13 protein-coding genes and 1 pseudogene are annotated in these 15,611 nt (G+C 67.0%); 9 read left to right on the top strand and 5 right to left on the bottom strand.

The annotated features are described in order from the left end of the window. Positions 1–126 precede the first annotated feature (126 nt). The 5 genes from exaC to D2T30_RS08585 form a co-directional block, all read right to left on the bottom strand. The gene (exaC, locus tag D2T30_RS08605) at positions 127–1,653 is read right to left on the bottom strand and encodes an acetaldehyde dehydrogenase ExaC (protein WP_128208531.1); all 1,527 of its coding nucleotides are present in this window, start codon (positions 1,651–1,653) and stop codon (positions 127–129) included. A 149-nt stretch (positions 1,654–1,802) separates the two neighbouring features. Then, entirely contained in the window at positions 1,803–2,777 is a 975-nt protein-coding gene (locus D2T30_RS08600) for a GAF domain-containing protein (RefSeq protein ID WP_241649127.1), read from the bottom strand. A gap of 248 nt (positions 2,778–3,025) precedes the next feature. Beyond that, a complete protein-coding gene (locus D2T30_RS08595) occupies positions 3,026–3,787 on the bottom strand; it encodes an SDR family NAD(P)-dependent oxidoreductase (RefSeq protein WP_128208530.1) in 762 nt (253 codons plus the stop codon). Positions 3,788–3,798: 11 nt separating this feature from the next. Further along, complete coding sequence (locus D2T30_RS08590) at positions 3,799–4,749, bottom strand: C-terminal binding protein (RefSeq protein ID WP_164884256.1); 951 nt, start codon at positions 4,747–4,749, stop codon at positions 3,799–3,801. Between the two features lie 11 nt (positions 4,750–4,760). Continuing rightward, positions 4,761–5,903 carry a fumarylacetoacetate hydrolase family protein gene (locus D2T30_RS08585; RefSeq protein ID WP_128208528.1) on the bottom strand — a complete coding sequence of 381 codons (1,143 nt, stop codon included), beginning with the start codon at positions 5,901–5,903 and terminating at the stop codon, positions 4,761–4,763. Positions 5,904–6,205: 302 nt separating this feature from the next. On the opposite strand from D2T30_RS08585, the gene D2T30_RS08580 reads away from it, so the two are divergent. The 9 genes and pseudogenes from D2T30_RS08580 to D2T30_RS08540 form a co-directional block, all read left to right on the top strand. Beyond that, on the top strand, positions 6,206–7,651 hold the full coding sequence (locus D2T30_RS08580) for an aldehyde dehydrogenase family protein (RefSeq protein ID WP_241651224.1): 1,446 nt from the start codon (positions 6,206–6,208) through the stop codon (positions 7,649–7,651). Positions 7,652–7,654: 3 nt separating this feature from the next. After that, on the top strand, positions 7,655–9,172 hold the full coding sequence (xylB, locus tag D2T30_RS08575) for a xylulokinase (protein ID WP_128208526.1): 1,518 nt from the start codon (positions 7,655–7,657) through the stop codon (positions 9,170–9,172). A gap of 11 nt (positions 9,173–9,183) precedes the next feature. Further along, entirely contained in the window at positions 9,184–9,855 is a 672-nt protein-coding gene (locus D2T30_RS08570; protein WP_128208525.1) for an HAD family hydrolase, read from the top strand. A gap of 14 nt (positions 9,856–9,869) precedes the next feature. Further along, positions 9,870–10,712: a MurR/RpiR family transcriptional regulator gene (locus tag D2T30_RS08565; protein ID WP_128184630.1), complete on the top strand. Its 843-nt coding sequence runs from the start codon at positions 9,870–9,872 to the stop codon at positions 10,710–10,712. Positions 10,713–10,755: 43 nt separating this feature from the next. Further along, complete coding sequence (rpiA, locus tag D2T30_RS08560; protein ID WP_128208524.1) at positions 10,756–11,463, top strand: ribose 5-phosphate isomerase A; 708 nt, start codon at positions 10,756–10,758, stop codon at positions 11,461–11,463. 225 nt (positions 11,464–11,688) lie between these two features. Continuing rightward, on the top strand, positions 11,689–12,771 hold the full coding sequence (locus D2T30_RS08555) for a sugar ABC transporter substrate-binding protein (RefSeq protein WP_206612614.1): 1,083 nt from the start codon (positions 11,689–11,691) through the stop codon (positions 12,769–12,771). A gap of 68 nt (positions 12,772–12,839) precedes the next feature. Beyond that, positions 12,840–14,351, top strand: a complete 1,512-nt coding sequence (locus tag D2T30_RS08550) for a sugar ABC transporter ATP-binding protein (RefSeq protein ID WP_128208523.1) — start codon at positions 12,840–12,842, stop codon at positions 14,349–14,351. A 29-nt stretch (positions 14,352–14,380) separates the two neighbouring features. Beyond that, positions 14,381–15,376, top strand: coding sequence for an ABC transporter permease (locus tag D2T30_RS08545; protein ID WP_128208522.1), 996 nt, complete (start codon positions 14,381–14,383; stop codon positions 15,374–15,376). Positions 15,377–15,394: 18 nt separating this feature from the next. Next, positions 15,395–15,611: pseudogene (locus tag D2T30_RS08540) on the top strand (aldehyde dehydrogenase (NADP(+))); the annotation flags it as partial.

Here is a 15,611-nt window from a genome sequence, read left to right as displayed (position 1 = left end):
GGACTATTGGCGATGCGCCCCATTCCTATGAGGCGGTGGGGGCGAGGTGTTGTTCCTGCAGGTCATGGACAGCCCGCGTTAGGGCTGTCCAACGGGCGCATCGGCAGCCGACGCGCCCGCGCCGCCTCAGAAGAATCCGAGCTTCTTCGGCGAATAGCTGACCAGCACGTTCTTGGTTTCCTGATAGTGGTCGAGCATCATCTTGTGGTTCTCACGCCCGATCCCCGATTGCTTGTAGCCGCCGAAGGCCGCCCCGGCGGGGTAGAGGTGATAGCAGTTGGTCCAGACGCGGCCGGCCTCGATCCCCCGGCCGGCACGATAGGCGGTGTTCATGTCGCGCGACCAGACCCCGGCGCCAAGGCCGAAAACCGTGTCATTGGCGATCTCGAGCGCGTCTTCCAGCGTCTTGAAGGTGGTGACGGAAACGACCGGGCCAAAGATTTCCTCCTGGAAAACCCGCATCCTGTTGTTGCCCTCGAAGATCGTCGGCTTGATGTAATAGCCGCCTTCGATGTCGCCGGAAAAGCTCTGCGCCGTGCCGCCGGTCAGGATTTTGGCGCCCTCGTTCAGGCCGATCTCCATGTAGCTGAGGATCTTGTCGAACTGCTGTTTCGAGGCCTGCGCGCCGATCATCGTGCCGGCGGCACGCGGATCGCCCGCCTGAATCGCCTCGACCCGCTTGAGCGCCTTTTCCATGAAGCGGTCGTAGATCGATTCCTGCACCAGCGCGCGGCTCGGACAGGTGCAGATCTCGCCCTGGTTCAGGGCAAAGAAGCTGAAACCTTCCAGCGCCTTGTCGAGGAAATCGTCCTCCTCCGCCATCACATCGGCAAAGAAGATGTTGGGCGACTTGCCGCCCAGTTCCAGCGTGATGTTGGTGACGTGCTCGGAGGCCGCCTTCATGATCGACTTGCCCACCGGGGTCGATCCGGTGAAGGCGATCTTGGCGATGCGGTTGCTGGAGGCGAGGGGGGCGCCGACCTCGATCCCGGTGCCGTTGACGATGTTCAGCACGCCCGGCGGCAGCAGGTCCTCGATGAATTCCAGCAGCACGAGGATCGAGGCCGGGGTCTGTTCGGCGGGTTTCATCACGATGCAGTTGCCCGCCGCCAGCGCAGGCGCGATCTTCCACGCGGCCATCAGGATGGGGAAGTTCCACGGGATGATCTGGCCGACGACGCCAAGCGGTTCCTTGTAGTGATAGGCCACCGTGTCGTGGTCGATCTCGCCGATCGAGCCTTCCTCGGCGCGGATCACCCCGGCGAAATAGCGGAAATGGTCGATCGCAAGCGGGATGTCGGCGTTCATCGTCTCGCGCAGCGGCTTGCCGTTGTCCCATGTCTCGGCCAGCGCGATGGCGGACAGGTTCTGTTCAAGCCGGTCGGCCACCCTGTTCAGGATCCCGGCGCGTTCGGCGTTCGAGGCCCGGCCCCAGGCGCGGCGGGCGGCATGGGCGGCATCCAGCGCGGCCTCGACATCCGCCGCGTCGGAACGCGGAACCTCGCAGACCACATGGCCCGTCACCGGCGAGATGTTCTGCATGTAACGCCCGGATTTCGGCGCCATCCATTTGCCGCCGATGTAGTTTTCATAGCGTGCCTTGAAGGGCGAGGATTTGAACGCGGTTTCCGCGAGGATCTGATCTTCGGGCATGTTTCCTCCTGTGGCATGGAGGTATCCGGGGCCGGCTGCGGCTTTCGGGATACCGTGGTATGCCGAAACCTTGCGCAAACGGGGACCCGTGGAAACCCCGGCGGAGAAGGTGCCGCAGCCCGTTTGTCCCGAAAACGGGACTCTGAGACTCAGCTTTTGAGATGCCCGGTCAGGCCGAGGGATTTGATCTTGCGATACAGCGTCGAGCGGCCGATCCGCAGATCGCGCGCGGCAAGGGTCACATTGCCGCCGGACCGTTTCAGCGCCCGCACCACCTCGGACCGGACCGCCCCGGCGATGTCGCCACGGGCGCGGCCCTGGCGCATCAGATCGGCGAAGGGCGGATGGCGGGCGATGTCCTCGGCCGACAGGCGCAGCATCCGGCGCGCGGCGCGGTTGCACGAAACGATCAGGTCGCTGTCATCCACGGCGATCAGGCAGGGGCCGGAATGCGGGTCCGTCGCCAGCGTCACCAGCCGCGCATCGGGATGCGCGAGGCGGAACAGCTCGCTGCCGATGCGGATCGCCGCGTCCTGCACGGTCAGGGCGATCAGCCGGGCCTGCCCCTCGCTCAGATCGCGGCGGCAAGAGGAAATGTCGATCACGCCCGCGTTGCCGCCATCGGGCGCCTCGATCGGAGCGCTCATGCAGGTCAGGGCGAGGTTGCGGTTGTGGAAATGCTGGTCGCGCCAGATCACCATCGCGCGACGTTCCGCCAGCGCGGTGCCGATGCCGTTCGTGCCCTCGTCCGCCTCGGACCATCGGGCGCCGGTCGTCAGGCCGACCTCGCCGAACATCGGGCGGTCCGCGTCGCGCAGGCGTTCCTCGACGATCAGGCCGTCGGCAAGGCCCAGCATCAGCGCGCTGCCGGTTTCCGTCACTACGCCCGCCAGCCGGTCGAGGATCGGCGTCGCCACCCGCAGAAGCGTCCGGGCCGCCTCGCGCCGGTCCCGCAGCGCGGCGGAGGACAGGCGCTCGGGCCTCCGCCGGCATTCGGGTTCAAGCCCGTGATGCAGCAGGGAACGGCTCCACGAGGCCGCCAGCGCCGACCGCGACGGAGCGGAGGACATCGCGACGCGGCGGATCATCCCGGCATGGTGGTCGGCGGAAACAGGACTGGTCAACATCGGCTCCGGCTCTGAAGGGAAACAGGCTCGCAGTCCGGCCGGATCCTGTTCCGGCGCGGCATGAACGCTGGCCCCGCCCCCGCGAAGGGTGCGGCAATCTGCCACGGACCCTAATGGGACGGCGCGGAATTGCAACCGCAGAAATGGGGCGCCCGGCATGGCCTGACGCGATGGCGCGCGCGCCGTGCGGGCAGGTCGATCCCGCGCGGGCATTTCAGAACCCGCGCGATTGCCGTGATACCCCCTCAGATACAGGTATAGCCCGCGTCGGCGGTGACGATGGATCCGGTCAGCAGGCTGGCCGCGTCCGAAGCGAGGAACTGCACGACCGAGGCGATCTCATGCGGTTGGCCCATCCGCCCGGCGGGCGTCAGGTCGAGCCAGCGCGCGATCAGCCCCGGCTGGCTTTCCAGCCCATGCAGCAGCGGCGTTTCCACATAGGTCGGCGCGACGGCATTCACCCGCACGCCGTGCTTTGCCCATTCGACGGCCAACGATTTCGTCAGGTGATGCACCCCGGCCTTGGAGGCGTTGTAATGGCATTGCGGCTGCGGTGTGTTGACGATCTGCGCCGACATCGAGCCGATGTTGACGATCGACCCGCGCCCCGCCGCGATCATCCGCCGCCCGAAGCCGCGACAGGTGCGGAACACGCCGGTCAGGTTCACCGCGATGACCCGGTCCCATTCCGCGTCGGTCATGTCCTCGGCCGGGGTGTTGGTGACGATGCCCGCATTGCACACCAGCACGTCGAGCGGCGGCAGCCGCCCGGCCAGCGCGTCGATCCCGGCGCTGTCGGTGACGTCCAGCACCTCACCCCGTGCCTTCAGGCCCCTGTCCGTCAGGTCGCGGGCCGTGGCCTCGGCCCTCTCGCGCAGGATGTCGGTGCAGATCACCTCGGCCCCGGTCGCGGCAAGGGCCTCGGCGATCGCCGCGCCGATGCCCTGACCCGCGCCGGTGACCAGCGCGAGCCGGCCCGTCAGATCCTGTTTCGTCCTGTAGTCCATCTGCTCCTCCTTCAGGTCAGCGGACAGCGCAGCGGTTCGCCGCGCAGGGCCCGCAGCGCCTCTTCCGAGGCCAGCCGTTGCAGCGTATCGACCGAGGCATCGGAAAAGAACGCCGCATGCGGCGACATAAGGATGTTCGGCGCGGCCCGCAGGGGCGAGCCGGCGGGCAGGGGTTCCTTCTCGAACACGTCGAGCCCGGCGCCCGACAGATGCCCCGAGGCCAGCGCCGCGGCGAGCGCTGCTTCATCCACCAACCCCCCGCGCGAGCAGTTGATCAGGATCGCGCCCGCGGGCATCCGGGCGATGGCGTCCGCGTCGAGCAGATGGCGCGTTTCCGGCGTCAGCGGCACATGCAGCGACAGGACATCGGCGTTGGCGATCACCTCTTCGCGGGGCAGGGGCGTGATGCCGATGGCGCGGGCCTGATCCTCGGTCACGAAGGGGTCGAACCCGGTGATCCGGCAGCCGAAGACCGCCATCCGCGCCGCATAGGCCCGCGCGATGCGGCCAAGCCCGATCAGCCCCACCGTCGTGTCGCGGAGCGAGCGCAGCCCGTCGACCATCCGGTCGATCTTCCATTCCCTCGCGCGGATACCCGCGTCATAGCGGCCAAGCTTGCGCGCGAGCGCGAGGGTCATCGCCGCCGCATGGTCCGCCACCTCATCGACGCCGTAATCGGGCACGTTGCACACCCGCACGCCCAGATCCCGCGCCGCCGCAAGGTCCACATTGTCCACACCCACGCCATAGCGCACGATCACCGCGCCCGGCGCCATCGCCGCCATCACCTTGCGGGTCATCGGGGCGAAATTGTTCAGCACGGCCTGCGCGCCGGCAACGGCGGCCAGCGCCTCATCCTCGCTGCGGCACTGATATTCGGCAAAGCGCGCGCCCACGGCCTCGGCGGCCGCGCGTTCGTGGCGGGTGTTGCCGAAGGCCTGATCGGTGACGACCAGTTTCAAGGGGCATCCGGTCACAGCAGCCCCCGCCCGGCAAGATTGCGCATCAGCGCCCGGGTGCCAAAGGTCCAGGGCGCGGCCTCGTCCGAGGTGACGACGGTATTGCGCAGGGTGCCAAGCAGCGGGGTGGAGATTTCCACCACGTCGCCCGGCTTGTGGGTGAAGCCCGAGCCCTTCTCCTCCCGGTCCTGCGTGGGCGCGAACATCGTGCCGAGGAACAGCATGAAACCGTCCGGATACTGGTGCGAGGGGTTGATCGTCTGCGCGACCAGATCGGCGGGCTTGCGGCTGATCTCGGCCATGTTCGACTCGCCCGACATGCGGAACCCGTCCAGCCCGGTGACCGCCATGGTCAGCGTCGCGGTTTCGACATCGGCCAGCGTGAAGCCTTCGTCGAAAAGCCGGATGAACGGCCCGATGGCGCAGGAGGCGTTGTTGTCCTTGGCCTTGCCCAGAAGCAGGGCCGAACGCCCCTCGACATCGCGCAGGTTGACGTCATTGCCAAGCGTGGCGCCGCGGATGGTGCCCCGGCTGTCGACGGCCAGCACGACCTCGGGCTCGGGGTTGTTCCACGACGAAATCCGGTTCACCCCGATCTGCGCGCCCGGTCCCACCGAGGACATCGGCTGGGACTTGGTGAAGACCTCGGCGTCGGGGCCGATGCCGACCTCTAGGTATTGCGACCACAGCCCCTCGGCGATCAGCGCGGCCTTGACCCCGGCGGCGCGCTCCGACCCCGCCTGAATGTTCGACAGGCTGCCGCCGATCAGCGTGCCGATGCGCTGGCGCAGCGCGTCGGCGCGGGCCGGATCGCCCGAGGTGCGTTCGTCGATCACCCGTTCCACCATGCTGCGCGCGAAGGTCACGCCGCAGGCCTTCAGCGCCTGAAAATCGCAGGGCGCCAGCAGGCAGGGACGGTCGGAATGATACCCCATTTCCGCGGTCTCCAGCACGAGGTCCTGGGGCGTGCCGACGACCTCGCCCGTCAGCGCGTCGAAGCGCCCGGCCGGATCGTTGTCAAGGAAATCGGCCATGGATGTGACCGAATCGGTCACGTCGATCAGCACGCCGTCGCGCAGGATCACGACGGACGGGCCGATGCCCGGACGCCAGACGCGGCCGACGAGCTTTGCCTTGTCGGGGGTGGTGGGTAGCATTTTTGGGTCTCCTCCTCGGTATATAGCAAAACTACATATACCAATTGATTCTGGTCAAGCGGGATCGGTGATGGCGCGGGGTGATTTTTCCACAGTGACAGCCAGAATTCCGATATTATGGATGGAAATCATGTGAATATGGCCTGATCTTGAACGCCGCCCCATCGGCATTCCCTCGCGGCACCAGAAAATTCCCCTTGCCAGAATGTAGTTATGCTATATTCCTGAATCACAGGGATCACCCGCAGGGGGAGGCGGCGAGGCTCATGACAGATCAGACTCCATTCCAATCGATTGCGCGCATGGACGGCATGCTTTTCATCGGCGGCGCGTTCCGGCCCGGCGAAGGGGCGCGGCTTGCCGTCGAGAACCCGGCGACCGGCGCGGTCATCGGCCATATCGCGGCGGCGACCCCGGCGGAGGTCGACGAGGCCGTCACCGCCGCCCGCCGCGCGTTCCGTCCCTGGGCGGCGCAGGTGCCCAAGGCGCGGGCGGCGGCGCTGCACCGGCTGGGCGACCTGATCGCGGCGGATGCGGCGGAGATGGCGCGGATCATGACCGTGGAGCAGGGCAAGCCCGTGAACGAGGCGAAAGGCGAGATCCTCAAGCTCGCCGAGGCCAGCCATTTCTATGCCGAAGAGGCCACCCGCGTGCATGGCGAGATCATCCCGAACGATCAGCCGGGATTTCAAAGCCTCGTGGTGCGCGAACCGATCGGCGTCGTCTGCGCGATCACGCCGTGGAACTATCCGGCGGAACTGGTAGGCTGGAAGCTCTGCGCGAGCCTTGCGGCGGGCTGCGCCATCGTCATCAAGCCGGCCGAGATCACGCCCTTCACCGCGCTGGCCATCGCCGCGAAATGCGCCGAGGCGGGGATCCCGCCCGGCGTCGTCAACGTGCTGACGGGCAGGGGCTCGCAGGTCGGGCAGGCGCTGGTCGACCATCCGCAGGTCGACAAGATCGCCTTCACCGGGTCAAGCGCCGTCGGCCTGCATATCCAGCAAAGCTGCCCGCAGGTGAAGCGGATGTCGCTCGAACTCGGCGGCAATTGCCCGATGGTGGTGACCGCAAGCGCCGATATCGCGGCGGCGGTCAAGGGCGCGGCCCGGCGCAGCTTTCGCAATTGCGGGCAGATCTGCATCGCGATCAACCGCATCTACGTGCAGCGTGGGGTCTATGAGGAATTTCTGGCGGGCCTCGGCCGCGCGGCGGAGGCGCTGAGCGTGCAAGACGGACTTGCGCACCCGGATGCCGATCTTGGGGCCATGGCCTTGGCCGAGCCGCTGGCGAAGACACGGGCGCATCTGGCGGATGCGCTGGCCAAAGGGGCGCGGCTGATCGCCGGGGGTCATGCGCCCGAGGGGGCGGAATATGCGGGCGGGCATTTCTTCCGCCCGACGGTTCTGGCCGATTGCACGCATGAAATGCTGGTGATGACGGAGGAGACTTTTGGCCCCCTCGTCGGCGTCGCCCCCTATGACGATCTGTCTGAGGCGATCCGGCATGCGAACGATACGCCCTATGGGCTGGCCTCCTATGTCTATGCGCGCGACCTGACCGAGATTCAGAGCCTGTCGGCGGGCCTCGATTACGGCAATGTGGCGATCAACAATGTCGATGCCGGGATCATGAACGCCCCCTATGGCGGCCGCAAGCAAAGCGGCATCGGCTATGAACACGGGCGCGAGGGGCTGCTTGAGTATTTCAACTTCAAGCATGTCCGGCTGCATCACGGCGTCGGAGCCTGAGCCATGCAGGCGCTTCTGGGCATCGACATCGGCACCTCGGGGTGCAAGGCGCTGCTGATCGGCACCGATGGCGCGGTGATCGCGGCGGATACCGCGACCTATCCGCTGTCGCAGCCGCATCCCGGCTGGACGGAACAGGACCCCGAACTGTGGGTCATCGGCGCGCGCAAGGCGGTGGCCGGGGCGCTTGCCCGGGCGCCGGGGGTCGAGATCCTGTGCATCGGCCTGTCGGGGCAGATGCACGGGCTGACGCCGCTGGACGCGGGGCACCGGGTGCTGCGCCCGGCGATCCTGTGGAACGATCAGCGCAACGGCCCGGAATGCGCCGCCCTGACCGAGGCGGCGGGCGGGGTTGAGGGGCTGCTGTCGCTGACGAACAACCGGATGCTGGTCGGCTATACCGGCGGCAAGATCATGTGGATGCGCAATCACGAGCCCGATCTGTTCGCGCGCATGGCCCTGATGCTGAACCCCAAGGACTATCTGCGCCTGCGCCTGACGGGGGAGGTGGCGTCCGAGGTCTCGGACGCCTCGGGCACCGGGCTGTTCGACGTCCGCGCCCGGCGATGGGCGACGGGGCTGATCGAACTTGCGGGGATCGACCCGGACATTCTGCCGCCGGTGTTTGAATCGCAGGTGGTCACCGGGCGGGTCTCGGCCCGCGGTGCGGCGCTGTTCGGCCTGCCCGAGGGCGTACCCGTCGCGGGCGGTGGCGGCGACAGCGTGATCCAGACCATCGGCTCGGGCGTGATCGCGCCGGGCGAATTGCAGACCACCATCGGCACGGCGGGGATACTTGCCGCCGCGCTCGACGCGCCACAGGAAAACCCGGATGGCAGATTGCAGGTGTTCTGCAATGTCGCGCCGGACAAATGGCACTGCATGGGCGTGTCGCTGAACGCCGGCGGGGCGATGAGCTGGTTCCGCGAGACGTTCTGCCGGGGGGCGGACGGTGCCGCGCTGTCCTTCGAGGCGATCGTCGCCGAGGCGGCGGCAAGCCCGCCGGGTGCGCGGGGGCTGCTGTTCCTGCCCTATCTGAACGGCGAGCGCTGCCCGCATCCGGATACCGAGGCACGCGGCGCCTTTGTCGGGCTGACCGCGCGGCATGGCCGGGGCGATGCCGCCCGCGCGCTGATGGAGGGCGTGGTCCATGCCTTTGCCGACATGCACGCCCTGATGCGGCCGATGGGGATCGACGGGCATATCGTCAAGGCTTCGGGCGGCGGGGCGCGGGCGCCCCTGTGGCGGCAGATGCAGGCCGATCTCTTCGATTGCGACGTGGTCACCACCGAAGGCGCGGCGGAGGGCGCGGCCTTCGGCGCCGCGTTGGTGGCCGGGATGGCGGTGGGCGTCTGGCCCGATGCCGGTGTCGCCGCCGCGCGCTGCCGCGCCCTGACCCGCGAAAGCCCGGAGCCCGGGGCCGTGCGCCTCTATGCCCGTGCCCATCCGATCTACCGCAGCCTCTATCCGCTGCTGCGCGACAGCTTCGCCGCGCTCGGCGATCCCGTTCTTGACCATTAGGAGCCCGCCCGATGCCAGCCTATTCAGCCCTGATCTTCGACCTCGACGGCACGCTGATCGACAGCGCCCCCGATATCGCGGCGGCCCTGAACGCGGGTTTCGCGCGCAACGGCTGGCCGGAGCTGGATCCCACCTATGTCGAACGTTTCATCGGCAACGGCCCGCACCGGCTGATCCGCGACATCCTCGACGACAAGGGCATCGCGCATGACGAAGCCGCCGTGGCGCGGGCCTTCGACGGCTATCTGCGGGCCTATCTGGACGATCCGGCCGGGCGGACGCGCTTCTTCGATCATGTGCGCGAGGATCTGGGCGCGCTGCACGCGGCCGGGGTGCGGCTTGGCATCTGCACCAACAAGAACCATGCGGTGACGGGCAAGGTGCTGTCGCAGCTTGGACTGGACGGGCTGTTCGAGGCGGCGATCGGCGCCGATGCGGTGCCGGCGTGCAAGCCGGACCCCGGGCATCTGCGCGCCGTGGCGGCGGCGATGGACCTGACTCCGGGCACATGGGCCTATGTCGGCGACACCCGCGTCGATCAGGCGACGGCGGCGGCGGCGGGGGTGCCTTTCTACGTCGTGCCATGGGGCGGCGGCGCCGAAGTCGCGGTTCCCGCCGGTCATCGGTTGACCCGTCTGGCCGATCTGTTGCAGCACGGGCGGAAAGCCAGCGCCGCCGAATAGCCCAAGGAGAGACCATGACCGCCGCCAGCCTGCTGCAAAGGATCCTTCAGGAGCGCGAGGACATGCGCCCCGCCGAACGGCGCGTCGCCGATTTCGTCGGCTCCGCGCCCTCGAAGGTGATCCATATGAGCATGGCGCGCCTGTCCGAGACCTGCTCGGTCAGCGATCCGACGATCATGCGGTTCTGCCGCCGGTTCGGCTTTGACGGCTATCAGGATTTCAAGCTGCATCTGGCGCAGAGCCTCGTGCCCTCGGCGCCGTTCGTCTATGAACAGATCGGGCCGCAGGACAGCATCGACAACATCGTGCGCAAGACCTGCCGCAATTCGCTGAACGCGATCCAGCGGCTGGCCGAGGATCTGGATCCCGCGCAGGTGGCCGAGGGGGCGCGGCTGTTGCAGGCGGCAAGCTGGACCGGGATCTACGCCACCGGGATTTCCGAGGTCAACGCGCTGGATGCGGAACACAAGTTCCAGCGGTTGGGGATGCGCTGTCAGGCGCTGCTTGGCCGGCAGGTGCAATGGATGCACGCCGAAAGCGCCCGTCCGGGGGAGGTCGCGCTGATCTTTTCCCAGTCGGGGCATACGAAACAGACGGTCGAGGTCGCCGTCGCCGCGCGGGCGGGGGGCGCGCGGGTGGTGTCGGTCGCCGCCGGGGACAGCCCGCTTGCGCAGGTGTCGGACGCGGTGATCGCGGTGCTGCCCTACGACCGGACCGAGCTGATGACGCCGCTCGCGTCGCGGCTGAACCACCATCTGGTCACCAACATGCTGGTAACCGCCATCGCCATCGCAAGCGGCAGCCAGTTCCCGGACCAGCTGCCCGCGCTGGACAGTTGGCAGACCGACAAGATCTGAAACCGGAAGAGGCGCGGCAGGGACCGCGCGGGAGGAGGAAGGAATGAGCCAGCAAGACGAGGCCAAACGGGTCGCCGGGCGGCGCGTGATTCAGGATTTCGTGCGCGACGGGATGAAGCTCGGGCTCGGCTCGGGCACGACGTCGCATTTCTTCGTGCGCGAACTGGGCCGGCATGTGGCCGAGGGGCTGAAGCTGACCTGCACCACGACCTCGCGGTCCACCATCGACGTGGCCCGCGAGGTGGGGATCGGGATCACCGACCCGAACGAGATCGGCGAGATCGACCTGACCATCGACGGGCCGGATGAAATCGACCGCCGCTTCAACATGATCAAGGGCGGGGGCGCCTGCCTCCTGTGGGAAAAGATCGTCGCCCATGCCTCGAAACGGATGATCTGCATCTGCGACGAAACCAAGATCGTCGATTGTCTGGGCCGGTTTCCACTGCCGGTCGAGGTGGTGCAGTTCGCCTGGAAACAGACCGAGCGCATGGTGACCGGATGCCTTGCCGATCACGGCATCCGCGACATCCGGATCGAGCGCCGGATGCGCGACGGCCAGCCGGTGGTGACCGATAGCGGGAACTTCATCCTCGATTGCCATTGCGGCCCGGTGATCGCCGATCCCGCACCGCTGGAGATCGAGTTGAACCGCATTCCGGGCGTGGTGGAAAACGGCCTCTTCACGCGCGAGGCGGCGGGCATGGTGGTGGGCTGTTTCGACGGCACGTCCTACGTCCGGATGCGATAATATAGTAAAACTTCATTCCGTAAGGGCATGGCCTGCGCCGTCAGGCCGTGCTCCCTCTCAGGATCTCGGCGTAATCGGCTATGATTACGGGATAAAAATCAGGTCACCCGATGAAATCGCCGCACTAGATCCGCGATTTCAGACAGGCCGGTCCGCCGCAATCTCTTGACAGAATCACTTATAATCTAGTATTACTACATATGCAGTCGCATCAGGGAGGATGCCATGGAGATGCGTAAGGGAGTGAACCGGCGCGGTGTGCTGGCAGGGGGCGCGGCGCTTGGTCTTGGGGTGATGATGGGGCAGGGCGCGTTCGCGCAGTCTCGCCTGTCGATCCCCTATTCGAACAAGAGCCTCGACTACTATTTCTTCGTCATTCAGGAAGAGGCGGTGAAGCGCGCCGTTCAGGCCAATTCGGGCGCCTTTCAGGCGACCAACGCCAATTTCGACAATACCCGGCAGCTTGAGCAATGGCAGAGCCTGCTGCTGTCGCGGCCCTCGGCGATCATCTCGGACCCGATCGACAGTCAGGCGATCGTCTCGGCCATCCGCCGCTACAACCAGCAGAACATCCCGGTGGGGATCATCGACACCCCGGCCGATGGCGGCGAGGTGGCGATCACCGTCAGCTTCGACAACTTTCTGGGCGGCGTGATGGCGGCGCAGGAGATCGTCGATCGCCTGACGCAGAAATACGGCAGCCCGAAGGGCACGGTGCTGAACTGCTATGGCGCGCTCGCCTCGGTCGCATGGCGGCTGCGCAAGGAGGGGATGGATTCCGTCTTCGCCCAGTATCCCGAGATCCGCTACCTGCAACGCCCGACCGAGGGCCAGCTCGACCAGATGCTGTCGGTCACGCTGTCCACCCTGTCGGAATTTCCGGATCTCGACGCGGTGCACGCGCCTTCGGATTCGCCCGCGCGCGGCATCGCCACGGCGCTTCAGCAGCGCGGCCGCTGGAAGAAGGTGGGCGAGGATGGCCATGTCATCTTCGTCGATATCGACGGCGAGCCGGTCGCGCTGAAATGGATTCAGGACGGCTTCATGGATGCATGCGTGTCGCAGGACCCGATCGCCTATGGCGAGATCGCGGTCGAGATGATCGTGAAGCACGCGCTGAACGGCGAGGCGGTGCCGCTCGGCACCTATGAGAACCCGAAATACTTCTGGGAAAGGGGCGAGATCGTCGAGGGCAAGACCGGCCCGACCCTGATCATCCCGCCCTTCGTCATCAATGCCGACAATGCGGGGGATCCGCGCCACTGGGGGGCGGTCGCGGAAAAGGACTGGGGCATTCCCTACACCTGATCGCCGCATCGGCATCGCCGGAGCGGCACCGCTCCGGCAGTTTCGCCCATCGGTAGGGGAGGACCGACATGACGATACACGACACAGGCGGCTGGACCGCCACGGATGACGTGATCCTGCGGATCGACGACGTGGCCAAAAGCTACGGCCCGGTCAAGGCGCTGCGGGGCGTGACGCTCGACATCCGCCGCGGCACGATCCACGGGCTTCTGGGCGAGAACGGCGCCGGCAAATCGACGCTGGTGGGGGTCATCTCCGGCCAGCGCACGCCGACCTCGGGGCGGATCGTCATGAACGGCCGGCCGCTTGAGCGGGTGGACGTCAAGGCGATGGAAGAGGCGGGCGTGTTCCTGGTGACGCAGGAACCGATGATCATCGACAACATGACGGCGGCGGAAAACCTGATGCTGGGCATCTGGCCGGTGCGCAACGGGCTTGTCGACTGGAAGGCCCTGCGGGCGGATGCGGCGCGGATGCTCGACGGATCGGGGATCGATCCGGCGGCGCTGGCGGGGCGGCTCGACGCGGTGGCGCGGCGCAAGCTGAACATCCTGCGCGCGATGTTTTCCGGCGGCACGGTCATCATCCTCGACGAACCCACCGCAGCGCTGACCGTCGCCGACCGTCGCCAGCTTTTCGACTTCATGCGGCGGCTGAAGGCGGAAGGCGTGACCTTCATCTTCATCTCGCATTACAACGACGAGATTCTGGAGATCTGCGACGCGGTATCCGTCCTGCGCGACGGCAGCCTTGCCGGCGGGTCCGAGGATGTGCGCGCCATGACCTCTGAACAGCTGTCCGAACTCGTGCTCGGGCGCGGGTTGACGCTGTTCCAGCGCGCGCGGCGCGACCATGCGGGCAAGGCGCCGGCGATCAGCCTGCGCGAGGTGCGGGGGCGGCATCTGGCGCTGTCGGCGCTTGACATCGCACCGGGGGAGATCGTGGGCTTCACCGGCCTGCCCGGGGCGGGGGCCAAGGAGCTCGCCCGGGCGATCTTCGGCCTTTATCCGGCGCGCGGACGGCTGACGATGAACGGCGTGGAAACCGGCCTGCCGGGCGATCCGCGCATGGCGCTCGACGCCGGGATCGCCTTTCTGTCCGATGACCGGCGCCGGGACGGCGCGGTGGGGCAGATGTCGATCGGGCAGAACATCGCGCTGTCCTCGCTGCCGTCGCGGGCGCGCTTCGGTTTCATCGACCGCGCGGCCGAGGCCGCCGTCGTTTCGCGCTACTTCGGCGCGATGGGGGTCAAATCCCCCGGCCCGGAATATGCCGTCGACACGCTCAGCGGCGGGAACCAGCAGAAGGTCTGCCTTGGCCGGGTGCTGGCCACCGATCCGCGCCTGCTGATCGTCGATGAACCCACGCGCGGCATCGACGTCGGCGTGAAACAGGACGTGCTGCGCATCATCGACGCGCTCAGCAACACCGGCGTGGCGGTCATCATCGTGTCGACCGACACCGACGAACTCGTCCGCGCCGTCGATCGCGTCTGCGTCTTCGGGCAGGGCGACATCAAGGAAACCCTGACGGGAGAGGACATCACCGTCGAGCGTCTGCGCGCCTCGGTGCAGGCATGACGCATCCGCACAAGACAGGAGAGTCGGGCATGAGCAATGCAACCGTCAACAGCACAACCGCCCCGGCCGCGGCCCGGGTGAACGGCACCGCCATTCTGGGCTGGGTGCTGCACAACGTCGTCTGGATCTGGCTGATCGCGCTGGTGATCCTGTTCGGCGCCTTCAACGAATTCTTCCTGACCGTGTTCAACCTGCAAAACGTGATGGTGCAGGCGACCGTGCTGGGAATGCTCGGCCTTGCGGTGGCGCTGCCGCTGCTGGTAGCCGAGATCGACCTGTCGATCCCCGCGAATGCCGGGTTTTCGGCGGCGGTGGGGGCGCTGGCCTATTCCGACCTCGGCCTGCCGTGGTTCATCGCGATGCTCGTCGGGCTGGCGGTGGGGACCTTCATCGGCTTCTTCAACGGGATCTGCATCACCCGGCTCAAGATGGTGTCGCTGATCGAGACGCTGGCGATGATGATCATCCTGCAAGGCGCGCTGCTGGCGCTGACGCAGGGCAAGACGCTGACCAACCTGTCCGACGGCTATGTCTGGATCGGGCAGGCGACGATCGGCGGCTGGCCCCTGATGCCGGTGGTGTTCCTGATCGCGCTGATCGCGATGGGGGTGGTGCTGCAACGCACCGTGCTCGGCCGGTCGATCTATGCGGTGGGCGGCAATCCGGTGGCGTCGAATTCGGCCGGTATCCGGGTCGATCGGGTCAAGGTCATCGCCTATACCATCTCGGGCTTTCTGGCGGCGCTGGCGGGGGTGCTGCTGGCCTCGTGGCAGATGGCGATCACCTCGAACCAGGGGTCGAGCTATCTGCTCTACGCGATCGCGGCGCCGATCATCGGGGGCGTCAGCGTCTTCGGCGGCCGGGGCAACGTGCTGGGCGTGCTTGGCGGGGTGCTGCTGCTGACGGTGATTCAGGTCGGCCTCGCCATCATCAACGTGCCGTCCTTCTATGTCGGCATGATCGGAGGCGTGATGATCTTCATCGCCGTGGCGATCGACGCCTTCCGCGTGCGCTATTTCGGCTGATCTTTGAAAGGACATCCCATGACATTCACCCCGCATGGCAGGCATCTGATCGCAGGCGACTGGGTCGGCGGCGAGGAGTTCTTCGAGAACGAGCCGGCGTTCGGTCCTGCGCATCGGTTCTCGATGGGGACGGTGGAGTTGGTCGAGCGGGCGGCGGAGGCGGCGGAGGAGGCGTTCTGGTCCTATGGCTACGCGAGCCGGGCCGAGCGCGCCGCTTTCCTCACCGCCATCGCCG

The sequence above is a fragment of the Paenirhodobacter populi genome (assembly GCF_004022215.1).
GTDB classification, from domain to species: domain Bacteria; phylum Pseudomonadota; class Alphaproteobacteria; order Rhodobacterales; family Rhodobacteraceae; genus Rhodobacter; species Rhodobacter populi.
This window is presented reverse-complemented; position numbering and strand designations above follow the sequence as displayed.